Below are 22,648 nucleotides of genomic sequence, written 5' to 3' on the forward strand. Positions count from 1 at the left end.
GTCACATGTCGCGGATAGACTTGCCGCCGCTGCCGTCGCAGCCTAAAGCCAATTCCTATGAAAATACTGTTTTTGGGCGATGTGATGGGGCGGGCAGGGCGGGCGGCGATTGTGGATCGCCTGCCGTCGTTGCGCCGCGATTGGGGCCTCGATTTTGTCGTGGTCAATGGCGAGAACGCATCTCAGGGTGCGGGGCTTACGGCGGAACATGCACGCGTGCTTTTGGGCGCAGGCGCGGATTGCCTTACCTTGGGCGATCATGCCTTCGACCAAAAAGACATGCTGCAATATATCGAAGCCGAACCCCGGATCATCCGGCCCCTGAACTTCTCAAAGGTGGCCCCCGGTCGCGGTGTGAAGATTTTTGACGCCACCCAAGGCCGCAAGGTGCTGGTGACGCAGGTACTGGGGCAGGTGTTCATGAAGCGCCCGTTTGACGACCCGTTTTCTGCGGTGGAAACCATCCTGAAAACCCACCGCCTTGGCGCTGCGGTGCAGGCGGCGGTGGTGGATGTCCATGCCGAGGCCACGTCCGAGAAGATGGCGATGGGGCATTGGTGCGACGGGCAAGCGTCACTGGTGGTTGGCACCCACACCCATGTGCCGACGGGGGATGCGCAAATCCTGGCCGGAGGCACTGGCTATATGACCGATGCCGGCATGTGCGGCGATTACAACTCGGTGATTGGCATGGAAAAGCTGGAGCCTTTGCGCCGCTTCATCACCGGCATGTCGAGCGCGCGGTTTACACCCGCAGAAGGCCCGGCCACGTTGTCGGGCGCTTATGTTGAGACCGATGATCGCACTGGCAAAGCGCTGAAAATCAGGATGATCCGCAATGGCGGCACGTTAGAGCAATCCTCGCCATGACCGCGATCCCGCTCCAAGCCCAGACACAAGCCGCGCCAAAACGCTGGCAGTTGCTGCTGATCCTGCTGTGCCTTGGCCTTGGCTGGGGGCTGACGCAACCGCTTGGCAAGATTGCAGCCTCCACCGGGCATAAGCCGTTTGGGTTGATCTTCTGGCAACTCACTGTCTGCACCATTGTGCTGGGCGCGCTGACCTTGCTGCGCGGCAAGCGCCTGTCGTTGCGGCCCGAGGCTTTGCGGTTTTACGTCGTTGTCGCCGTGCTTGGCACCTTGGTGCCGAACGCCACGTTTTACATCTCGGTGGCGCGCTTGCCGTCTGGGATCATGTCGATCCTGATCTCGATGGTGCCGCTTCTGGCCTTCCCGATGGCGATGGCGCTTGGCATGGACAATTTTTCGCCGCGCCGTTTGGCGGGTCTTGGGCTGGGGCTGGCGGGCGTGCTGCTGATCGCTTTGCCCAATGCCAGCCTGCCCGATCCGGCAATGGCCGCCTTCCTGCCCATCGCGATGATTGGCCCATTGTTTTACGCGATGGAAAGCACCTATGTCGCCAAGACCGGAACGGCGGGGATGGATGCGTTGCAAGCGATGTTCGGGGCGTCATTGGTGGGATTGATCCTTTGTACGCCGATCATGCTGGCAATGGGTCATTTCTTTGCGATGCCCGTTACGCCCGGACGCGCCGAATGGGCCCTGATCGCGTCTTCCGCGATGCACGCGCTGCTGTATTCCGCCTTCGTCTGGCTCGCTGCCAAAGCAGGCGCGGTGTTTGCCTCGCAATGCAGCTATATCGTCACCGCCTCGGGCGTAATCTGGGCGATGCTGCTGCTGGGCGAGCGGTTCAGCCCTTGGGTCTGGGCGGCGGCGGCGGTGATGCTGGCGGGGTTGAGCCTTGTACAGCCGAAACTGCGGCATCAAACCCTGCAACCGTTGAACGAATAGGCCCGATTTGCAGGCGGGGTTGCACCCGCAGGGCAGGCTGGTGTAAGGCAACCCAGCACCGGAATTAGGCATCGGAGACGGGTCATGGCAGGCCATTCAAAATGGGCGAACATTCAGCACCGCAAGGGCAAGCAGGATAAAGCCCGCTCGAAAGTGTTCTCTAAGCTCGCGAAGGAAATCACCGTCGCCGCAAAGATGGGCATGCCTGACGTGGATATGAATCCGCGTCTGCGTTTGGCGGTAAAGGCCGCGAAAGCGGTGTCGGTGCCGAAAGACGTGATCGACCGCGCGATCAAGAAATCGCAGTTGGGCGATGGCGCAGATTACACCGAAATCCGCTACGAAGGTTACGGCGTCAACGGCATCGCCATCATGGTTGAGGCGATGACCGACAACCTGAACCGCACTGCCTCAAACGTGCGCAGCTATTTCAGCAAATGCGGTGGAAATCTGGGGCAAACCGGCTCGGTCAGCCACGGCTTTGATCGGGTGGGTGAGATTTCTTATCCTGCCTCGGCTGGTTCCGCCGATGATGTGATGATGGCGGCCTTGGATGCGGGCGCGGATGATGTGGAATCGGATGAAGACGGCCACTGGATCACCTGCTCGGTGGAAAGCCTGAACGAGGTTTCCGACGCTTTGGAGAAAGCCTTGGGCGAGTCGCTGGAATCCAAGCTGATCTGGAAGGCGCAAGTGCTGACCGATGTGGATCTCGATACCGCCACCAAACTGATGCGCCTGATCGACATGCTGGAAGAGGATGACGATGTGCAAACCGTCACCCATAACTTCGATATGTCGGAAGAAGTGGCGGCACAGCTGGAGTAAACCCGTGGCGGGGTTCACCCCGCCATCCGATCAAAAGCCGCACAAACCCTGCGCGGCTTTTTCAATGCTCTCACTTCCCTGCGTCAGCAAATTGGCGCTATTCGCCTTGCGGCGCAGCCCGAGCGAGCGGCGGGGCCACAGCGCGGCGGTACAGATGCCAACTGGCATGGCCCAGCACCGGCAGCACGAACATCAATCCGACAAACAGGGTCAGCACGCCAAACCCCAGCCCAATCACCACAACTGCCCCCCAAGCCGCTGCCACCAGCGGAGAGCGCCGCGCAACACTGACCGAGGTCACCACCGCCCGCACCACACCGACATGGCGGTCGGCCAGCAGCGGGAAAGACACCAGTGACAGCGCAAGCACGGCGCAGGCGAACAGAAACCCCACGGCGATGCCTGCAATTCCCATCAGCCTGCCCGCCGGGGTGGTGAAAGCATCCTGCAGGAACGCCTGCACCGAGACGGGAGCCGCCGGGCCAAGCGTGGCATTGTAAATCTGGTTCGCGCTCAGCAGCCATGCCAGAAAGATCCCGAACAGATAGACCCCCAGCGTCAGGATCGGGAACAGCGATGGCGATCCAAGCACGCCAAACGCATCGGCCCAACTGGTCGGCAACCCCAACGCGCGCCGCCTGCTCATCTCGTAAAGTCCGATGGCGGCGACGGGGCCAAGCAAGGCAAAGCCCGAAATCATCGGAAACAGCAGCGGCAACATGCCCCGGTTCAGCGCTATTCCCGCCAGCGCCATCCCGATGATCGGATAGATCAGCACCACAAAGATCACATCTGTGCGCAGGGCCAGAAAATCCTCCAGCCCCTTTTTCAGCGCGATGCGCAGATCGCCGATCTGCAAGCCGGTGATGATGATCGGTGCCGTGTCGGTGCCAGCGATTTCCGCCGTGCCGTCCTCGATGCGACGAGCACCCGCACCAAGCCGCCGCGCAGCCCATGAGAGCGGATTGCCGATTGTGTCTGCCATGACGTTTCCTTCACCTGTTTTGGCGGGCACATCGCAGGAATGCGACCGCATCCAAGGAACACTGACTTCACCCTAGCACGGATGCAGCCCACAGTCGCGCCCCATAAGCAGGGTCACGCAGGCGTGTCGGCGGATGATCGGCGGGATGGAAAAAGGCGCGCGAGGATGGGCCGGCCACGGATATAGGGACGGTTTCTGACTGAAGTGGCAGCGTCTGAAAGCGGCGGCGCTGAAACGCCCGGATTCCAGCAGTGATCGTTCTGTGCGGGGGAAAAGATCATCTTAACCTTGCGGCCAGCATCGCCTTTTGATACGTTATATTATAACATAACGGAGTCACCTCATGCCCAACCTCCCCGTCACCGTCCTCTCCGGCTTTCTTGGCGCGGGCAAAACCACTTTGCTGAACCATATCCTGAACAACCGCGATGGCCGCCGCGTCGCGGTGATCGTCAATGATATGTCCGAGGTCAACATCGACGCCGACCTGATCCGCGATGGTGCCTCGCTGTCACGCGCCGAGGAAAAGCTGGTCGAGATGACCAACGGCTGCATCTGCTGCACCCTGCGCGATGATCTGCTGATCGAGGTCCGCAAGCTGGCCGCGGAGGGCCGCTTCGACTATTTGCTGATCGAATCCACCGGCATTCCCGAGCCGCTTCCGGTCGCCGCCACCTTCGATTTCCGCGATGAGAACGGCGACAGCCTGTCGGATGTGGCGCGGCTGGATACCATGGTGACGGTGGTCGATGCGTTGAACCTGCTGCACGACTTTTCCAGCCACGACTTCCTCAGTGACCGGGGCGAGACCACGGGAGAGGGCGATCAGCGCAGCTTGGTCAACCTGCTGACCGAGCAGATCGAATTCGCCAATGTGATCATCCTGAACAAGATCAGTGATGCAGGCCCGCAGCGCGCCGATGCCGCCCGCAAGATCATCCGCGCGCTGAACCCGGATGCGCGGCTGATCGAAACCGACCACTCTGTGGTCAGCCCGAATGCAATTTTCGACACCAACCTGTTCGATTTCGACCGCGCGCAGGAACATCCGCTTTGGGCGAAAGAACTCTACGGCTTTGCACATCACACGCCGGAAACCGAGGAATACGGCATCTCCTCGTTCGTCTACCGCGCCCGCGCGCCGTTTGACCCCCTGCGCATCCATGCGGTGCTGAATGGCGATTTGCCGGGGGTGATCCGCGCCAAGGGGCATTTCTGGCTGGCAACCCGGCCAGACTGGGTTGCCGAATTCAGCCTTGCCGGGGCTTTGTCCAGCGTCAGCCCGCTGGGCGGCTGGTGGGCCTCGGTGCCGCAAAACCGCTGGCCGACGCATCCCGACGCCTTGGCCGAGGTCGCCGCGAAATGGATTGAGCCTTGGGGGGATCGGCGGCAAGAGCTGGTCTTCATCGGCGCAGGTCTGAATCAAGCGGCCATCACCGCAGCCTTGGACGCCGCTTTGCTGCCCGCCCAAAGTTTCACACCCGAGGCTTGGGCCAACCTGACAGACCCGTTCCCGACATGGGCTCGCGGGGCTGTATGATGCACGGCAACCTCGCCACGTCTTTGCGCCGCAGCCCGCGCCCCGACACGATGCAGGCCTATGACGCCTTACCCGCCGAGGCGCGGCGCTGGTTGGCAAGCGCCAAACTGCCATGGAGCGCCCGCTCCGTCGCCCGGCTTTGGGCGCTTGCATGGGTTGAGGCTGGTGGCAATCTGGCCGCAGTGCGGGCGCGGATGGATGCAGCACAGGCCCGCAAACTTGCGCGGGATGCGGCGGCGGTTTGGGGCGCATGTTACCCTGTGGCTCCGTGCGCACCCGCTAAACTGCGACCACGCAAAGCCCCTGCGATGCCGTTCTGGCAGGTGCTGAACCGCAAGGAAGGGATGCAGCACGTTACTTGATGAGTGAGTCAAAGCTGTTGGGTATTATCTGGCAAGGTCACAACAAAGGGCAGCGCCTGACCGCCGGGTGGGCGCAGCAACGCCCGTTCTAGGCACTTTATCCGTCAACCGACTCCCCAGAAGTTCTAAGCGAGACAGAGCAGAAGCGCCCGCCCGAGGGGGCGGTCAGGCGCTGCCCGGCGGCGCTAAAGCGCCTTGATTCCGGGCGGGTTGTTTGCTTGAGAGGGAGGGAAAGGAAGCTTTTGGGGGATGACCGATGTGCGGGACAGGGCCGTCATTCGGGCGCACCCATAAGCAGATTAAAATTTTTGTATCGTTCATCAACACTAAGTTTTTGAGCCGCGTAGATTTCGCAGGCCTCTGAAAGAGCGAATGATATCTCGGCAACAAGCAAGAGAACCTTCTCAGGCGTCATTATCGCATTAAGTTCAGAAATCAGTATCTTGCGCCCTTGCCAATGATCGCTGCGAAACTCCCGATCAACAACCGCTAGTTCTGATCTGATCGCAGCGACATCCTCTTTTGTGATAAGCCCTTGCCTCCAAGTGAGGTGGCTAATGACGTTAAAGGGCGAAAAATGAAACGCACCCACGCCGCAACATGCCACCTCGCAAATGGTCTCGCAGTTTTTACAAAGATTCGCGATGGCGGGCGGCAAAATGAACTCTGTCATCGTTTAAATATATTTGTTATGCCAATATTCGCAACGGGCTTAAAGCTACTCAAGCTTAATCTCCCTAAGGCAGGCTTTGAAAAACAGAACACCTGTGGCAGGCAAAGCTGAACAATCCTACGGCTCAGATTGTCCGCTTTTGAGGCTAAATCGTTAATAATCCGTTAAAACGCCCACCCCATCCACTTGATATAAAACAACAAAAAAAGGTCCCGAGTTGGGACCACCCCTAGCCCTGCACCAAAACCCGCGCCGCTGCCGCCCGGATTTCTCGGGTCAGCTGGGCCAAAGCCGGGGCGGTCAGGCGGCTGAATTGCCAGTGCAGGGCGACATCCAACGGGGTGTCCGCGACCATTTCAACAAGCTGGCCTGATCCGAGATAGGGGGCGACCAGAGCTTCCGGGTTCATGCCCCAGCCAAGCCCCGCGAGGCAGCCATCGACGAAGCCCTGACTGCTGGCCAGCCGATGGCTCGGAAACGCCGCCCGCTTTGCCCGACCGTCTGTCTGCCGCTCCACCCAGATCTGTTGCAGCCGATCCTTGTCCGAGAAATTCAGCGCCGGTGCAGCAGCTAGGCTGGCCTGCGTGACCCCCTCCGGCATCCACCGCGCCATGTAGGCAGGCGAGGCGGTGGCCCGGTAGCGCAGGCTTCCCAGCGGGATCGTATCGCAGCCTTGCAACGGGCCGGGATGGGCGGTGATGGCGGCGGCGACCTCACCGCGTTTCAGCCAATCTTGGCTGACCTCCTGATCGTCGATCACCAGATCAAATAGAAACCCCTCCGTCGCCGCCAAGGCCGGGATCACCCAAGTGGCCAGACTATCTGCATTCACCGCGATCCGCAGCGTGGCGGGGCGGGGTGACAGCCAGGGCAGGTCGGTGGCAAGGGTGCGCTCCAGCAGCGTCACCTCATCATGGTGGCGGATCATCCGCAGGCCCGCAGGTGTGGCAGTGCAGGGCTGGGCGCGGCGGATCAGCAGGGTGCCTGCGGTTTCCTCCAGCGCTTTCAGACGTTGCGAGATGGCTGAGGGGGTGACGTGGAGTTCGGCTGCGGCAAGGTCAAACGAGCCGCGACGATGCACGGCGGCGAGGGCTGAGAGTTGGGCGGGATCAAACATTAGGCGGGCTTATCTGATTGGAGAAAGATTAACTTGAGTGAAGTCGTGACAGACTGCTAGGTCAAGCCGAAACCGGAGGACGTGATGGCGGGTGAGGCGGATTTGGCGGTGTTGTTGCGGTCGATGCAGCCGGAATTGCACGGGTCGGCTTATACCTATGCAGCGACCGATACGGCAGTGGTTGGGGCGTTTGCGCAAGTGGCAGAGTCGGAGCGTATGACAGTGATTGCGACGGTTGAGGTTCTTCAGGCGCATTGGATCGTGGTGGAACCCGCTTCGGCGCGGATCAGTTTGTCGGTACATTCTGATCTGGCGGCGGTGGGGCTGACGGCGGCGATTGCGCAGACTTTGGCGGCGACGGGGATCAGCGCCAATGTGGTGGCGGGGTTTTGCCATGATCATGTGTTTGTGCCGTGGGAGCAGCGCTTGCAGGCGATAGCGGCGCTGCGGGTGTTGAGCGATGTATGAGGCGGCGGTTCATGGCTATCTGGTGTCGCTGAGCCTGATCTTGGCGATCGGAGCACAGAACGCTTTTGTGCTGCGGCAGGGGCTGCGGCGCGAGCATGTGGGGGTGGTGGTGCTGGCTTGTGCTATCTCGGACGCGATTTTGATTGCGCTGGGGGTGACGGGGTTTGGCGTGGTTTCGGCCTCGGTGCCGTGGATTGGTGAGGCGATGCGCTGGGGTGGGGTGGTTTTTCTGCTGGTTTACGGTGGGTTGCGGTTCAAGGCGGCGCTGGCGGGGGGCGAGGCTTTGCAGCCGGGTGAGGGGGCTGCGGCCAGTGTCTCAAAGGTGCTGACGACGGTGTTGGTGCTGACCTGGGCCAATCCGCATGTTTACTTGGATACCGTGGTGTTGCTGGGCTCGATCTCGGCACAGTATCCGGGGCATCGGCTGGCGTTCGGGGTGGCGGGGGCGGCGGGCAGTTTCAGTTTTTTCACCGCTTTGGGCTATGGCGCGCGGTTGCTGGCGCCGGTGTTTGCCAATGCGAAGGCATGGGTGGTGCTGGAGGTTATTGTCGGTGTGACGATGTGGGGCATTGCGCTTGGGCTTGCCTTTGACGGTTAGGCTTGGTTCTGTCCGCGGATGTATATGACTGATCTGGGACGACCCCGCGAGGGGGTAATGTGGATGGTGCTGTCGGGGCTTTCCTTTGTGGGGGTCAACGGCATCGTGCGCTATCTGGGCACCGATTTGCCAGCCGCACAGTCAGCGTTTTTGCGGTTTGCCTTTGGAGTGCTGCTGCTGGCGCCTGTGCTGCCGGGGCTGGCGCGGGGGATGAGCGGGCAAGTGTTGAAGCTGTTCGCATGGCGGGGGCTGCTGCACACGATTGCGGTGCTGTTCTGGTTCTATGCGATGGCGCGCATCCCGGTCGCCCATGCCACGGCGATTGGTTATCTGAACCCGGTTTTGATGCTGGTCGCCGGGGCGGTGATTTTGCGAGAGTCTTTATCGGTGCGGCGGATCATTGCGGTTGGGATGGCGTTGGCGGGTGCGCTGGTTGTGCTGCGGCCGGGGGTGCAGGCGCTGAATATCGGGCATCTCAGCCAGATCGGCGCTTCGGTGTTTTTCTGCGCAAGTTATTTATTCGCCAAAAGGTTGACGGGGTTGGCGAGTGCCTCGGTGATTGTGGCGATGATGTCGGTGACGGTGACTTTGGGGCTGGCCCCCTTGGCGTGGTGGGTTTGGGTTCCGGTCAGTTGGGCGCAGCTTGGCTGGCTGGCGGTGGTGGCCTGCTGTGCGACCTCGGGGCATTATTGCATGACGCGGGCGTTCCGGGCGGCTCCGCTGGCTGTGACGCAGCCGGTGACGTTTCTGACGCTGATCTGGGCGACGGCTTTGGGGGCGATCTTGTTTGGCGAGGCGGTGGATATGTTTGTGCTGCTGGGCGGGGCGATGATTATTGGCGCGATTACGTTTGTCACTTGGAGCGACGCGGTGGATGCGGCAGCATTGCAGCAGGATTGAGTGGGCTTTTGCCAGATTGCTCCTGCGGCAAATCAGGCGATACCCGCCACAGACAAGACGCCGCCCCGGACTTGGTCCGGGGCCTCTTTTCACACCACAAGGCCCCGGATCAAGTCCGGGGCGGCGTCTTGATACTTTTCCCGACCGCTGTTGCGTTTCAATTTCTGCCACCGCGCGCTGTATTTTCGCGGCATTAATGGGTTTTTCATAGCTTCTGCCTCCACGAGCGTTTTGCGGAGGTTTCTATGCCCGATACATCGACAATCCTGTCGCTGCCCCTGATCCAACCCGCGCAAGCGCAAAAACATGTGACCCATAACGAGGCTGTGCGGCTGCTGGATCTTATGGTGCAGCTGTCGGTCAAGGCGCGGGCTTTGAGTGCGCCGCCCGTCAGCCCGGTGCTGGGCGACCGCTATATCGTGCCTGCAGGGGCAAGCGGGGCTTGGGCTGGACAGACCGGGAAGATTGCGCTGTTCGAGACGGGAGTTTGGCAGTTTTTCACGCCACTGGCGGGCTGGCAGGCCTATGTGGTGGCCGAGGCGGTGATGGCGGTTTTCAACGGCACGGCTTGGCTGGCTTTGACCGACGGGCCGCTTTCGGTGGGGCAGTTGGGCGTTTCAGCCACGGCGGATGCGACCAATCGGCTGGTGGTATCGTCACCTGCATCTTTGTTCGATCATGCCGGGGCCGGGCATCTGATGAAGCTGAACAAGGCTTCTGCGGGGGACAGTGCCAGTCTGGTATTTCAGACCGGGTATTCCAGCAGGGCGATGCTGGGCACCCAAGGCTCGGATGATTTCAGCCTGAAAGTCTCACCGGATGGGGCCAGCTTTCTGGATGCGGTGATTGTGGCGGCGGCGACTGGCTATGTGGCGATGCCGCAGGGAGTGTTGGCCAGTGGGTTCACCTTGCGCGATCCGGCTGATCCGACCAAGCGTGCGACTTTTTCGCTGGCATCTGTGACGACGGCCACGACGCGCAGTTATACTTTGCCGAATGCCAATACAGAATTGGCGGGGCTTGCGGTGACGCAGACCTTCACCGGGGCGAAGACGTTTTCGGGTGGGTTTACCGTCAGTGGCCCAACCGCCAGCCTTGGCACCTCGACCGCGACCAGCGCCTATAGCGTGGGCAGCGGGGCTACGGCATCGGGCAACACCTCGACGATCAGTCTGGGCACCGGCGGGCTGAGTGGCTCGATCACAGTGGTCAATATCGGATCGAGCGTGACGGGGGCGCTGGGGACAACGGTAATCAACTCGCCCAGCGTCAGCTTTGCCGCGACGGTCACCAGTATTGCGGCCCCTGCGGCGGCGGTCACGGCGGACAAGCTGGGTCTGGGGGGCGCTACCCCGGATGCGACCAACCGCTTGTCGGTTAACGCGCCCGCGACGCTGTTGAACCATGCCGGAGCCGGGCATCAGGTTAAGCTGAACAAGGCTGGGGCAACCGATACCGCCAGCCTGACGTTTCAGACCGGGTTCTCCGGGCGGGCCGAGATGGGCACCACCGGGTCGGATGATTTCGCGATCAAGGTCAGCCCGGATGGGGCGACGTTTTACACCGCGATGACAGTGGCGCGGGCGACGGGGCAGGCCACGCTGCCGCAGGTGCTGAATTTGGGCGGGCAGGCGGCGGACCCGGCCAGCCCGGTCAACGGCATGGTCTGGCTGAACACCACCTCGGGGCAGGTCAAGGTGCGCAGCGCCGGGGTCAGCCAAGCGATCAGCGCCGGGATCAGTGACGGGGCGAAGGGCGATGTCACGGTGTCGGGTGGCGGCACAGTTTGGACGCTGGCTGCACCGGCGAAATACGGCCTGCAGGTCGCGCTGAACCAACAATCATTCATCAATTAGGAGAGCGGCAATGCCCGGCAATATTTCCCCGATTTTCTCAAAAATCGCCCGTGTCGAATGGGCAGGCGGCATCACCGCCGCCAATATCGCCAAGGATGGCACCGGTACAGTTGATACGGTGTTCACGGCGGATGCGACCAATGGGTCTCATCTGCAAAAGCTGAATGTTCGGCCACGCGGCACCAATGTGGCAAGCGTGCTGCGGGTGTTTTTGAACAACGGCGCGACCAATGCGACGGCGGCCAACAATGTGTTGATTGCTGAGCTGTCGCTGCCTGCGACCACGCTTTCGGAAGTGGCGGCGCTGTCGGGCAACGAGTTGCCGTTGAACATCCCGGTGCCGCCCGGCTACCGCGTGCAGGTGACGTTGGGCACGGCGGTTGCGGGCGGTTATGCGGTGGCGGGTTTCGGGGGGGATTACTGATGAGTTTTCCGCATTTCCTGCCGCGAGAGGCGGGACAGACAAGGCGGTTTGATCCCACGGGGGCGGCGGGCCAGTGGTACAGCTACACGGTGCCGTTGGGTGCTGTGCTGCTGGAGGTCTTGCTGGTCGGCGGCGGTGGCGGTGGCGGCGCTGGCTTTGCGGCGGCTTCGGCTACGGCGCGGGGTGGTGGCGGTGGTGGTGGCGGTGGGGCGGTGTCGCGCATCGTGGTGGCGGCGGCTTTGTTGCCGGGGACGCTGTTCGTCTCGGCGGGCGCGGGCGGTGCGAGTGGGGGGACGGGGGGTATCTCGACCATCGCCGTCGCCCCGGTCGCAGCGGTGGCGAGCAGCTTGGCCAGTGCGAATGGTGGCGCTGCGGGCGGTGCGGGAACCGGGGCGGCGGTGGGCGCTGCGGGGGCTGCGGGCACCATATCTACCGGCGGGGCCTATTCGGCGCTGGGCAGCTTTATCAGCATCGCGGGCCAAGCAGGCGGCGCGGGTGGGGCTGTGGCGGGTGGCACTGGCACGGCGGTGGCGTTTGGTGGCGTCAATATCTTCACCACAGGCGGCGCGGGCGGCGCGGGGGCGACCTCGGCCGATTTTCCGGGCGGCGCGCTGAATGGCGCGGGGCTGTGCCCGACGCTGTCAGGCGGGGCTGCGGGCAGTAACGCTGGGGCGGCGGGGTATGAGTTGTGGTTGCCGCCGACCTTCTCAGGTGGTTCGGGCGGTGGGGCATCCAACGCAGGCGCGGGCGGCACGGGTGGCATGGGCGCGCGCGGCTCTGGCGGTGGTGGCGGCGGGGCTGGTGTGACTGCGGGACAGGGTGGGCGCGGCGGCGATGGCTTTGTGCTGATCACCTGTATTTCCTAAGCGGCGGCAAAGCTATGGGGCCGGGGGTGCAAATCCTCCGGCCTTTTGCACAGGTTTTGCAGCTTTCCGTTTGATTTCCCACGCTTTGATTGTTCGCGGATTTGACACAGTGCTGCTGTCTGCCTAAGACAAGACTGGAACAGCCAGGAGCGTTTGGCATGAAGATTGCGATGATCGGAACCGGCTATGTCGGCTTGGTTTCGGGCGTGTGTTTCTCGGATTTCGGGCATGAGGTGATTTGCGTCGACAAAGACCCCGGCAAGATCGAGCGGTTGCGCGCCGGTGAGGTGCCGATTTTTGAGCCGGGGCTTGAAGCGCTGATGGCCAAGAACGTCAGCGCCGGGCGGCTGTCATTCACGCTGGATCTGGCCGAGGCGGTGGCGGGCGCGGATGCGGTTTTCATCGCGGTGGGCACGCCCACACGGCGCGGCGATGGCCATGCGGATCTGACCTATGTGATGGCGGCGGCTGAGGAAATTGGCCGCGCGCTGACGGGCTATGCGGTGATTGTCACCAAATCGACGGTGCCGGTGGGGACCAACCGCAAGGTGGCCGAGGCTGCGGCGGCGGCGAACCCGGATGCCAAGTTCGATGTGGCCTCAAACCCGGAATTCCTGCGTGAAGGCGCTGCGATTGACGATTTCATGCGACCGGATCGGGTTGTGGTGGGGGTCGAGTCCAAACGTGCCCGCAAAGTGATGGCCGATGTCTACCGTCCGTTGTTCTTGCGCGAATTCCCGGTGGTCTACACGGGCCTTGAGTCTGCTGAGATGATCAAATACGCGGCAAATGCGTTTCTGGCCACCAAGATCACCTTCATCAATGAAATCGCAGCTTTGTGCGAGAAGGTTGGCGCGGATATCAAGGATGTCTCAAAGGGCATGGGGATGGATGGTCGGATTGGCAATAAGTTCCTGCACGCGGGCCCCGGCTATGGCGGGTCGTGTTTTCCTAAGGATACCATGGCTTTGGCCCGTATTGGTCAGGATCATGCCGTACCGATGCAAATCACCGAGACGGTGATCAAGGTCAACAATGAAATCAAGCGCCGGATGATCGACAAGATCGTTGATCTGTGTGACGGCAGCCTGAATGGCAAGACCATCGCGGTGCTGGGCGTCACCTTCAAACCCAACACCGACGACATGCGCGACGCGCCTAGCCTGACCATCGTGCCGGCTTTGGTCGGCGGTGGTGCCAAGGTGCGGGTGGTTGACCCACAAGGCCAGCGCGAGGGTGAGGCGTTGTTGCCCGGCGTGAAATGGGTCGACAGCCCGTATCAGGCGGCGCATGGCGCTGATCTGGTGGTGCTGCTGACCGAGTGGAACGAGTTCCGCGCGCTTGATCTGAGCAAACTGGCGAAAAAGATGGTCACGCCGCGGATGGCCGATCTGCGCAACATCTACTCGCTGGAAGAAGCCACCGAGGCCGGGTTTGAAACCTATGTCGCGGTGGGGCGCTAAAGCGAGGACTGATTTAAGCTTTGCCGGGGGTGACAGGCTCTGGCAAGGTTGGTGCAGGTGAGGTGGTGCAGATGGTGGATGCCAAAGAGTCGATCCTGTTCGTGGTGGATGGTATGGGGCTTGAGGCGCAGTCCTTGCTGCTGGCCGCGTCTTTGGCCAAGCATCACCCTGACCGCAGTAAGGTTGACCTGATCGCCTATGTCTCGCCGCGCTCGGCAGACAGTCTGACAGAGGTGACACGGGCGCTTTTCGAACATTGTGGTGTGCAGGTGCGACCCTTGCCTTCGGCTGACGGGATTTGGGCCAAGCCCTATCCGCACGGCAACAAAATCCTTGCCTGTGCGGCGCCGCGCAGCTCAACCCGCAGTCTGTTCATTGACACCGATGTGGTCTGCCTTGGCTCGCTGACCGGGCTTGATCTGGCCGATCCCAATGCAGTGGCGGTGGTGCCCGAGGGCCTGCCGACTTGGGGAAAAGAACCCGACAAATGGCCACGCGCCTATGATTTCTTTGGCCTGCCGTTGCCGCAGGATCGGGTGCAACTGACGCGGGGGCGGCAGCTGGACTATCTGCCTTATTTCAACGGCGGCTTTGTCAGCTTTAGCGACCTGCCGCGCCCCGGTTCGACCACGAATTTTGCGCAAGACTGGTTGCAGACCGCCATCGACTTTGACCATGGCTGCCCGATCAAGGGCAAGCGGCCATGGCTGGATCAGATCACGCTGCCGCTGACCATGAAGCGGTTCGGCTATTCCTATCAGGTGCTACATGAGTTGTGGAACTTCTCTATCGCGGATCGCTTGAAGCTGAGCCGCGCGAAAAAGGCCCGGCTGATCCATTATCACCGCTTTATCCATCTGAAGCGGCTCGATTTCCACACCACCTTCGTCGCCGATGCGCTCGCCTGTGTGCCTGCGGCGATGGCCGGGGCGCTGCTGGCGCAGTTGAGCAGCCTTAGCGCCGATCCGGTAGAAACAGCCGCAGCGTGACGTCAAATTTGCCCGAAGTCTCGGCGATTGCGCTGGACCTTGGCGCTAAAACCCTCATTTAGTCGAGGCATTGGCTGGCGATGGGCGAAAGCGGATGATGCAAAAGCATGTGTTGGTGACGGGGGGCGCGGGCTATATCGGCGCGCATGCCTGCAAGGTTCTCGCACAGGCGGGCTTTGTGCCGGTGGCGTTTGACAACCTGTCAACCGGCTGGGCGGAGGCGGTGAAATTCGGGCCGTTTGTGCAGGGTGATCTGCTGGACCGTGCCCAGATCGACGCGGCTTTCCTGCGCTATCGCCCCATTGCGGTGATGCATTTCGCTGCCCTGTCGCTGGTTGGCGAGTCGATGAGCGATCCGGGGCGGTATTGGCGCACCAACGTCAATGGCTCGCTCAATCTGGTGGAGGCCGCGGTGGCGGCGGGCTGTATGAATTTCGTGTTCTCCTCGACCTGCGCGACCTATGGCGACCAAGACGGCGTGCTGCTGGATGAAGACACGCCGCAGCATCCGATCAATTCCTATGGTGCCTCGAAAAAGGCCATCGAGGAAATTCTGAAGAATTTTGGTGCGGCTTACGGGCTGAACCATGTGATCTTCCGCTATTTCAACGTCGCAGGCGCTGACCCCGAGGCGGAAGTCGGCGAACAGCACCGCCCGGAAACCCATCTGATCCCGCTGATGCTGGATGCCATCGAAGGCCGCCGCCCGGCGCTGACGGTGTTTGGCCAGGATTATCCGACGCCGGATGGCACTTGCGTGCGGGATTATGTGCATGTGATGGATCTGGTCGAGGCGCATGTGAAGGGGCTGAACTGGCTGCTGGAGGGTCGCGGCAACCGCGCCTTCAACCTTGGCGCCGGGCATGGCTTTTCGGTCCGGCAAGTGATTGACGCCAGCCGTGTTGTGACCAACCGCGATGTGCCGATCATTCAAGGCCCGCGTCGGGCAGGCGATGCGGCGGCGCTGGTGTCAGGCTCTGACCGCGCCCGTGCTGAACTGGGGTGGCAGCCTGCGCGTTCCACCCTGCCCGAGATGATCCGCGATGCGCTGGGTTGGAGCCAGAAACCTGGCTTTCTGCGCTAAAAGTGGCTTGCAGAGCATAGCGTCAGTTCGTCTTCCCCGCTGGGAATGACTTGTGTATTCGCACAGTTTCAAAGCCATTTTCCACAATATGTTGTGGTATTGCGCGATATGAGGCGATTATCATGGGTAACGCTTTGTTATTTTAGCCTTGCCCGATCGCCCGATAATCGCGCGCTTGGCTTGACAGCCGCGCAGCCGCCACCTGCGGCACATCTGCGACCAGCAACGCCGGACCCATCCCGGCTTGCGCCAACACCTCGCCATCGGCGCCGACGATCAACGATGCGCCCGCATAGGTCAAATCGCCCTCCACGCCGCAATAATTGGCGTAAACAATCGTCATCGCGTGGTTGGCCGCCATCGCGGGCACGGTGGCGCGCATCACATGGGTATAGGGCAGCATATTGGCGGTTGGCACCAGCAGAACCGTGACGCCCATCGCCGCCAAAGCCGCGATATGGGGGGCAAATTCAACGTCATAGCAGATCAGAAGTGCGGCTTTGTGCCCGGCCAGATCAAAGGTGACATAGGCATCTCCCGGTCGGTAAATCGCGGCCTCTCGTGGGCCATAAGGCTGGATTTTGCGGTAATGCGCCAGTTCCGCGCCATCGGGCCCCAAGGCCAAAGCGGCGTTGTACACTATATCACTGTCGCGCTCGGCATAGCCAAACACCAGCCCACATCCCGCCGCGCGACAGGCTTCGGCCAGACGGTCCTGCCAAGCCCCGCCATGCAGCAGCGCCAACTCTGCAATCGCATCACTGTTATAGCCTGGCGCGAAACTTTCCGGCACCACCAGCATGTCAGCACCCGCAGCCCCCGCCGCGCGCAAACCACGCTCGACCGCCGCAAAGGCCGCCGCGCAATCTCCAGCGGGTGAGGGGGCTTGCATCAGCGCAAGACGAACATCGGGCATCAAAGGGCTCCTGCTTTGGTTTGGCCGCATCATGGCGCGCAGCGCTTGCCGTGTCACCCCCAGCAGCAGTACCTATTTCACCGAGCGCAGTCAGCCCAGCGGTGAAGACCGCCCCGTCGCCCGCTAGCGCCCAGGTGCAGGCGCGGATGGCCGAGAGCTGCGCCAGCCAAATATCAAGCGCGGTCAACGGGTTTGCGAAGAAACCTGTGCCGCTTTGGTTACGCCCTATCGGCTGGGTGCTGATTGGCGTTGAAGCCTTGCACACAGCCGCTAAGGTGCCGGGACGTGCATTGCAGATCAGGGTGAGTATGTCAGACGCCGTTGCAGACTTTATCCAGCGCTGGAAACCCTCTGGCGGCAGTGAGATGGCGAATTTCCCCAGCTTTGCGGGCGAACTGACCCGGCTGTTGGGGGTTGAACCCCCAAACCCGCCACCAGCGATGGCCAGAACAACGACTACCGTTTTGAGCGCCCGGTCAGCTTCACCCATACCGGAGCGATCAGCCGGGGCCGCATCGACCTTTATCGCCGCGGATGTTTCATTCTGGAGGCCAAGCAGGGCACCGATGCCGCCCCGCTTTCCCTGCTGGACGACGCGGCGATTACCCAGAAGGGCCATGCGCGGCGTGGCTCGGCGAAATGGGATGACACCATGCTGCGCGCCCGCAATCAGGCCGATCGCTATGCCCGTGCGGTGGCGAAAGAAGATGGCTGGCCGCCGTTTTTGCTGGTGGTCGATGTTGGTCATGTCATTGAAGTTTATGCCGATTTCTCGCGGCAAGGTCAGGGCTATACCCAGTTTCCCGATGGCAACCGCTATCGGATCAGCTTGGACGATCTGCACAACCCCGAGGTGCGCGCCCGGCTGATTGCGCTCTGGAACGATCCGGTGTCGCTTGATCCCGCCAAGATCAGCGCGCAGGTCACCCGCAAGGTGGCGGGGCATCTGGCGGAACTGGGGAAATCCTTTGAGGGGCAGGGCCATGCGCCCGAAGACGTCGCCACCTTCCTGATGCGCTGCCTGTTCACCATGTTTGCCGAGGATGTCGAACTGATCCCGAAAAACAGTTTCACCGACCTTCTCAAGCGCCTGCGTGGCACGCCCGATATGGCCGATACGGTTTTGACTGGGCTTTTCCGCGCCATGGACAAGGGTGGAAAATCAGAAACCCTGCTGACAAAACTTAAGGAATTCAACGGGTTTCTGTTCAAACACGCCACCGCGCTGCCGCTCAATGCCCTGCAACTCGGCCTGTTGATTGAGGCCGCCAGCCACAACTGGCGTGAGGTCGAACCCGCGATCTTTGGCACCCTGCTGGAGCGGGCCTTGGACAAACGCCAGCGCCACAAGCTGGGCGCGCATTACACCCCGCGCGCTTATGTCGAACGCCTTGTCAGCCCGACGGTGATGGAGCCTTTGCGGGCCGATTGGCGCGATGTGCAGGCCTCGGCGCTGACCTATGCCACCCAAGACAACCTCAAGGACGCCCGCGCCACGGTCGAGGCCTTCCACCGCCGCCTGTGCGAGATTCGCGTGCTTGATCCGGCCTGTGGTTCCGGCAACTTCCTGTATGTCGCGCTAGAGCTGATGAAACGTCTTGAGGGCGAGGTGATCGCCTTGCTGCGCGATCTGGGGCAGGATCAGGCCGCCTTGGGGCTGGCCGGCCACACCGTTGATCCGCATCAGTTTCTGGGGCTGGAGTTGAACCCGTGGGCCGCTGCGGTGGCTGAATTGGTGCTGTGGATCGGCTATCTGCAATGGCATTTCCGCACCTATGGCAAGGCCAGCCCCGCCGAGCCTGTTCTGCGCGACTTCAAGAATATCGAGAACCGCGATGCCGTGCTGGATTGGGATGCGCGCCGAGAGCGCCGCGATGCCAATGGCGGGCTGGTGACGCGCTGGGATGGCATCGGCACCATTGTGCATAATGTCACCGGCGAGCGGGTGCCTGATCCAACTGCGCGCACCCAAGTCTGGGATTACATCAAACCCCGCCCGGCGAAATGGCCCGAGGCCGATTTTATCATCGGCAATCCGCCGTTTATTGGCGCCAGCCGGATGCGCGACGCTTTGGGCGATGGCTATACCGAGGCGATCCGGGCGGCCTATCCGAAGGTGCCGGATAGCGCTGATTTCGTGATGTTCTGGTGGGAGAAGGCAGCTTTGGCCGCCCGCGCCTATGCCCCGGCGAAGGGTAAGGGCTGCCGCCGCTTTGGGCTAATCACCACCAATTCCTTGCGGCAAACCTTTAACCGCAAGGTGCTGGAGACGCATCTGAACGATGCAAAAACCCCGGCCAGCCTGATCTTTGCCATCCCTGACCACCCTTGGGTTGATGCGGGCGATGGGGCTGCGGTGCGGATTGCAATGACCGTGGCCGAGAAGGGTCGCAGTGAGGGCCGCTTGTTCACCGTGGCGTCGGAGTCAAAAATCGCCGACGCCAACGAGGGCCGCGATGTGGTGCTGAGCATGGTCGAAGGCACGATCTTCGCCGATTTGCGGGTGGGGGCGGATGTGCTGAAAGCCAAGCCACTGAAAGCCAACCTTGGGCTTTCGGCGAGAGGTGCATTCTTGATTGGGAAAGGATTTCTTGTTACGCGACAATTTGCTGTCGAACATGCCCAAGGCACCGATGCTGAGACAAAGCGCGTCATTCGGCCATTCTTGGGTGGCTACGATATGACACAACTTCATCGGCGTAGATGGGTTATCGACTTTTGGGGCCTGAGTGAAGCAGAGGCGCGACGCAAATATCCAAGGCTGTATCAGCACGTCCGCGACACGGTTAAGCCCGTTCGAGATGAAAACGACATGGATTGGCGTAGAGAGAATTGGTGGGTGTTTGGTGATCCGGGCAGAAGCTTTCGCAGCGCAACGGCTGATTTAGAGTATACCATTGTAACCTCTCGAACTGCAAAACATCGAATTTTCCAGTTTTGGAGCACTTTGGATTTGCCTGAAAGTTAAGTTGTCATTGTGGGTTCAAATGATGCGAGCCTGCTCGCCATCCTTTCTTCACGCCAACATTCCACATTCTCGCTAGCGACGTGTGGTTGGATGGGTGTCGGAAATGATCCGCGATACAATAATTCAATCTGCTTCGACCCCTTCCCCTTCCCAGCCCCCTCCGCGCCGCTGAAGGCCCGGTTGCGGCAACTCGGTGAAGACCTTGATGCGCATCGCAAGCGGCAGCAGGCGTTGCACCCCAAGCTGACGCTGACGGCGATGTATAACTGTCTCGAAAAACTCCGCGCGGGGGAACGGATTGAGGGGCGCGATAAGGAAACCTACGACCAGGGCCTGATCGGCATCCTGCGGGATCTGCACGACCAGATCGACGCCGCCGTGGCCGAAGCCTACGGCTGGCCCGCCGCGCTGTCCGACGATGAAATCCTGCACCACCTTGTCGCCCTGAACCGCACCCGCGCGACAGAGGAAGCCAGCGGCCAAATCCGCTGGCTGCGCCCCGAGTATCAAAATCCCGCAGGCCAAACCGCCACAACGCAGGGCGAACAGACCGCGATGGACATCGGCCCCGCGGTATCCACCGACAAAGCCCCTTGGCCGAAAACCATGCCCGAGCAAATCGCCGCCGTCCGCGCGGCGCTTTCCGCGATGGGCGAGGCCACCCCCGACCAGATCGCCCGCCACTTCGCCCGCGCCCGCACCACCTCGGTGCAACCTCTGCTGGAAAGCCTTGCCGCGCTGGGGTACGCCAGCCGCGCCGACGGCGGGCGGTTTCTGGGGCCGTAGGTTTCTCGGGCCATAGGTTTGTGGGGCCATAGGATTCTGGGGCCGTAAGATTAGCTGCGGCGCAGACCAAAGCGCAGAATCTGGCGATGCACCGTGCTGCGATCCACCCCCATCAGGCGGGCGACAGCAGAGACGTTCCAGCCCTGTGCTGCCAGCAGATGCTGCAACAGCGCGGGCCCGGTGGTGCTGTCGGATGCGACCCCCGGCAGATGCGGCAGCAGATCGGCGCGGCCCAAAGTGACAGCCCCTGCCTGCGGCGGGTAACTGGCGGCCAAAGTTGCCGCCAGCGCCGCCATCTGATGCAGATTGCCGCCCCAGTCTTGCGCCGCAAGCTGTGCCGCGGCTTGCGCGTCAAAGCTGACCTGCACACCAAAGGCGCGGGCGAACAGCCGCTCGGCCAGCGCGATCAAATCCTGCCGCTGCCGGATGGCGGGCAGATGCAGCGCCGCCCCCGCCAAGCGGTGCAAAAGGTCTGGCCGGATGCCGGTTTGCGGATCGGTGCCAAGCGTGGCTACGATCCGCGCGTTCGAGCGGCGCTCTCGCAAGGCCCCGACCGGGCGATAGCTGCCCGCCGCAATCAGCGTCAGCAGGCGGGCTTGCAAGCGGGGCGGCAACTCATTAAGGTTCTCCAGCAGCAGCGTGCCACCCTCGGCGGCATCAATCAGGCCGGGACTGTGGCCACGCGGATCACCACGGCCAAACAGCACCGCCGCCTCATCCTCGGTCAGGCTTTCGCAGGCGACCGTGATGCAGGGGCCGTGGCGGCTGACCGCATGGATCGCCTGCGCAAGGCTGGATTTGCCCGAACCGCTTGCCCCGGTGATCAGCAGCGGCATCTGCCCCGGTGCCAGTGTCGCCGCCCGGTGAAGCAGCGCCCGCATCGTGGGATCATCGCCCGCCAAAGCGCGCAGGGCGGGGGGGATCGCCGGGTTGCTTGGGCGTTGCGGTTGGGGGATGCGGCGCGGCTCGATGGCATGGGCGAACAGGCGGTAGCCGTCGCGGGTCTGGATCAGGCGATCGCGTGCGGCGCGTTGGCGGGTCAGGCCTTCGAGCGTATCTAGGCCAAGCTCGAACACCTCGGACACATGCCGCCCGATCAGGCCCTGCCCCTTGCGCCAATCGCGCGACAGCGTGCGGGCCATCAACCGGGCAGCCCCATTGGTCATCCCAATCACATGGCCGCCTGCATCCAAGGTCAGCGCCGCCTCGGGATCGACATCGAGAAAATCCGGGCTGCTGGCCAGCCGCAGCACCCAATCCGAGCGGCTTTCGGCCATGATATTGGCCATCTCGATCCGCCTTGCAGTCTGGCGCACAAGGTTCAGCGCAAGGAACTGGCTGGCGCGTGCAAGGGGGGATGACAGCAGCGAGATATCCAGGACCGCAGCCAAGCTGCCCGCGGTGTCATAGATTGGTGCGGCAGTGCAGGACAGCCCGCCATGGGTGACATCGAAATGATCGCTTTGGTGGATGATCAGCGGCTCACCGGTTTCAATGCAGGCCCCCAGCGCGCAGGTGCCCGCCCGCGCCTCGGACCATTCCGCGCCCATGTAAAGGCCGCTGCGGCGCAGGTCTTGCTTTTGGCTATCCTCGCCGAGATATTCCACCGTCACGCCGTCGCGGTCCGACAGCAGCAAGACATAGTTCTGCCCGGCGACCAGCTTGTACAGATCGTCAATGCCAGAGCGCGCGATGGAGATCAGGTCTGCCGAGCGTTCGCGGTGCTGGCGCAGGGCGGTGTCGGGCAGGATATAGGCCTCGGCCCGCGCGGTGGGGTCAAGGCCGTGCTTGTCGAGACAACGCAGCCAGCTTTGCACCACCAGCGGATCACGGCTGCCGCTGCCGTGGCGGGCGGCAGCCTCGATTTCGCGGATATGCTCGATATCGGTCTGCATCGGCCCTCCAACCTCGCACCCCTTTTGATGGGGGCGGCAGAGGTGATCCTAGCCGACAATTTCCGATTGCATAACCCAGCCGTCTGCATGGCGCAGCATTCCGCCATGCTGCGCGCGCA

General features: G+C 62.0%; 21 protein-coding genes. 16 read left to right on the forward strand and 5 right to left on the reverse strand.

Annotated elements, in window-relative coordinates:
• Positions 1-57: 57 nt before the first annotated feature.
• From ACP7AP_RS05570 to ACP7AP_RS05580, 3 genes are all read left to right on the forward strand, one after another.
• Positions 58-870, forward strand: a complete 813-nt coding sequence (locus tag ACP7AP_RS05570) for a TIGR00282 family metallophosphoesterase (RefSeq protein WP_426033063.1) — start codon at positions 58-60, stop codon at positions 868-870.
• Positions 867-1,811: a DMT family transporter gene (locus ACP7AP_RS05575; RefSeq protein ID WP_426033065.1), complete on the forward strand. Its 945-nt coding sequence runs from the start codon at positions 867-869 to the stop codon at positions 1,809-1,811. Before ACP7AP_RS05570 ends, ACP7AP_RS05575 begins: the two co-directional genes overlap by 4 nt.
• Before the next feature lie 84 nt (positions 1,812-1,895).
• Positions 1,896-2,639: a YebC/PmpR family DNA-binding transcriptional regulator gene (locus tag ACP7AP_RS05580; RefSeq protein ID WP_426033067.1), complete on the forward strand. Its 744-nt coding sequence runs from the start codon at positions 1,896-1,898 to the stop codon at positions 2,637-2,639.
• 97 nt (positions 2,640-2,736) lie between these two features.
• Here ACP7AP_RS05580 and ACP7AP_RS05585 read toward each other — a convergent pair whose 3' ends face one another.
• Positions 2,737-3,624 (reverse strand): DUF2189 domain-containing protein, encoded by an 888-nt coding sequence (locus ACP7AP_RS05585; protein ID WP_426033069.1) that lies wholly within the window; start codon positions 3,622-3,624, stop codon positions 2,737-2,739.
• Between the two features lie 343 nt (positions 3,625-3,967).
• On the opposite strand from ACP7AP_RS05585, the gene ACP7AP_RS05590 reads away from it, so the two are divergent.
• Both ACP7AP_RS05590 and ACP7AP_RS05595 read left to right on the forward strand, forming a co-directional pair.
• Positions 3,968-5,164 carry a GTP-binding protein gene (locus ACP7AP_RS05590; protein WP_426033071.1) on the forward strand — a complete coding sequence of 399 codons (1,197 nt, stop codon included), beginning with the start codon at positions 3,968-3,970 and terminating at the stop codon, positions 5,162-5,164.
• A complete protein-coding gene (locus ACP7AP_RS05595) occupies positions 5,164-5,526 on the forward strand; it encodes a DUF6525 family protein (RefSeq protein ID WP_426033073.1) in 363 nt (120 codons plus the stop codon). Before ACP7AP_RS05590 ends, ACP7AP_RS05595 begins: the two co-directional genes overlap by 1 nt.
• Positions 5,527-5,800: 274 nt before the next feature.
• Here ACP7AP_RS05595 and ACP7AP_RS05600 read toward each other — a convergent pair whose 3' ends face one another.
• A complete protein-coding gene (locus ACP7AP_RS05600) occupies positions 5,801-6,199 on the reverse strand; it encodes a DUF6331 family protein (RefSeq protein ID WP_426033075.1) in 399 nt (132 codons plus the stop codon).
• 229 nt (positions 6,200-6,428) lie between these two features.
• Positions 6,429-7,316 carry a LysR family transcriptional regulator ArgP gene (locus ACP7AP_RS05605; RefSeq protein ID WP_426033077.1) on the reverse strand — a complete coding sequence of 296 codons (888 nt, stop codon included), beginning with the start codon at positions 7,314-7,316 and terminating at the stop codon, positions 6,429-6,431.
• 84 nt (positions 7,317-7,400) lie between these two features.
• Between ACP7AP_RS05605 and ACP7AP_RS05610 the strand changes: the two genes are divergently transcribed.
• From ACP7AP_RS05610 to galE, 9 genes are all read left to right on the forward strand, one after another.
• The gene (locus ACP7AP_RS05610; protein ID WP_426033079.1) at positions 7,401-7,784 is read left to right on the forward strand and encodes an ACT domain-containing protein; all 384 of its coding nucleotides are present in this window, start codon (positions 7,401-7,403) and stop codon (positions 7,782-7,784) included.
• Complete coding sequence (locus ACP7AP_RS05615; protein ID WP_426033081.1) at positions 7,777-8,382, forward strand: LysE/ArgO family amino acid transporter; 606 nt, start codon at positions 7,777-7,779, stop codon at positions 8,380-8,382. Before ACP7AP_RS05610 ends, ACP7AP_RS05615 begins: the two co-directional genes overlap by 8 nt.
• 18 nt (positions 8,383-8,400) lie before the next feature.
• The gene (locus ACP7AP_RS05620; protein WP_426033083.1) at positions 8,401-9,282 is read left to right on the forward strand and encodes a DMT family transporter; all 882 of its coding nucleotides are present in this window, start codon (positions 8,401-8,403) and stop codon (positions 9,280-9,282) included.
• Positions 9,283-9,527: 245 nt separating this feature from the next.
• On the forward strand, positions 9,528-11,138 hold the full coding sequence (locus ACP7AP_RS05625; RefSeq protein WP_426033085.1) for a DUF2793 domain-containing protein: 1,611 nt from the start codon (positions 9,528-9,530) through the stop codon (positions 11,136-11,138).
• 10 nt (positions 11,139-11,148) lie between these two features.
• Positions 11,149-11,562, forward strand: coding sequence for a hypothetical protein (locus tag ACP7AP_RS05630; RefSeq protein ID WP_426033087.1), 414 nt, complete (start codon positions 11,149-11,151; stop codon positions 11,560-11,562).
• Positions 11,562-12,428, forward strand: a complete 867-nt coding sequence (locus tag ACP7AP_RS05635) for a glycine-rich domain-containing protein (RefSeq protein WP_426033089.1) — start codon at positions 11,562-11,564, stop codon at positions 12,426-12,428. Before ACP7AP_RS05630 ends, ACP7AP_RS05635 begins: the two co-directional genes overlap by 1 nt.
• A gap of 158 nt (positions 12,429-12,586) precedes the next feature.
• Positions 12,587-13,891, forward strand: coding sequence for a UDP-glucose dehydrogenase family protein (locus ACP7AP_RS05640; protein ID WP_426033091.1), 1,305 nt, complete (start codon positions 12,587-12,589; stop codon positions 13,889-13,891).
• Between the two features lie 20 nt (positions 13,892-13,911).
• A complete protein-coding gene (locus tag ACP7AP_RS05645; RefSeq protein WP_426033093.1) occupies positions 13,912-14,880 on the forward strand; it encodes a hypothetical protein in 969 nt (322 codons plus the stop codon).
• 97 nt (positions 14,881-14,977) lie between these two features.
• Positions 14,978-15,964, forward strand: a complete 987-nt coding sequence (gene galE / locus ACP7AP_RS05650) for a UDP-glucose 4-epimerase GalE (protein WP_426033191.1) — start codon at positions 14,978-14,980, stop codon at positions 15,962-15,964.
• 142 nt (positions 15,965-16,106) lie between these two features.
• Here the strand turns inward: galE and ACP7AP_RS05655 are convergent, their stop codons facing one another.
• The gene (locus tag ACP7AP_RS05655) at positions 16,107-16,880 is read right to left on the reverse strand and encodes a nitrilase-related carbon-nitrogen hydrolase (protein ID WP_426033095.1); all 774 of its coding nucleotides are present in this window, start codon (positions 16,878-16,880) and stop codon (positions 16,107-16,109) included.
• Between the two features lie 544 nt (positions 16,881-17,424).
• Between ACP7AP_RS05655 and ACP7AP_RS05660 the strand changes: the two genes are divergently transcribed.
• Both ACP7AP_RS05660 and ACP7AP_RS05665 read left to right on the forward strand, forming a co-directional pair.
• A complete protein-coding gene (locus ACP7AP_RS05660) occupies positions 17,425-19,848 on the forward strand; it encodes a class I SAM-dependent DNA methyltransferase (protein WP_426033193.1) in 2,424 nt (807 codons plus the stop codon).
• Between the two features lie 180 nt (positions 19,849-20,028).
• Positions 20,029-20,634 carry an RNA-binding protein gene (locus ACP7AP_RS05665; protein WP_426033097.1) on the forward strand — a complete coding sequence of 202 codons (606 nt, stop codon included), beginning with the start codon at positions 20,029-20,031 and terminating at the stop codon, positions 20,632-20,634.
• Positions 20,635-20,684: 50 nt separating this feature from the next.
• Here ACP7AP_RS05665 and ACP7AP_RS05670 read toward each other — a convergent pair whose 3' ends face one another.
• Positions 20,685-22,529, reverse strand: a complete 1,845-nt coding sequence (locus tag ACP7AP_RS05670; RefSeq protein ID WP_426033099.1) for a sigma-54-dependent Fis family transcriptional regulator — start codon at positions 22,527-22,529, stop codon at positions 20,685-20,687.
• Positions 22,530-22,648 lie beyond the last annotated feature (119 nt).

Source organism: Cypionkella sp. TWP1-2-1b2, from assembly GCF_049896245.1.
In the GTDB taxonomy this organism is placed as follows: domain Bacteria; phylum Pseudomonadota; class Alphaproteobacteria; order Rhodobacterales; family Rhodobacteraceae; genus Cypionkella.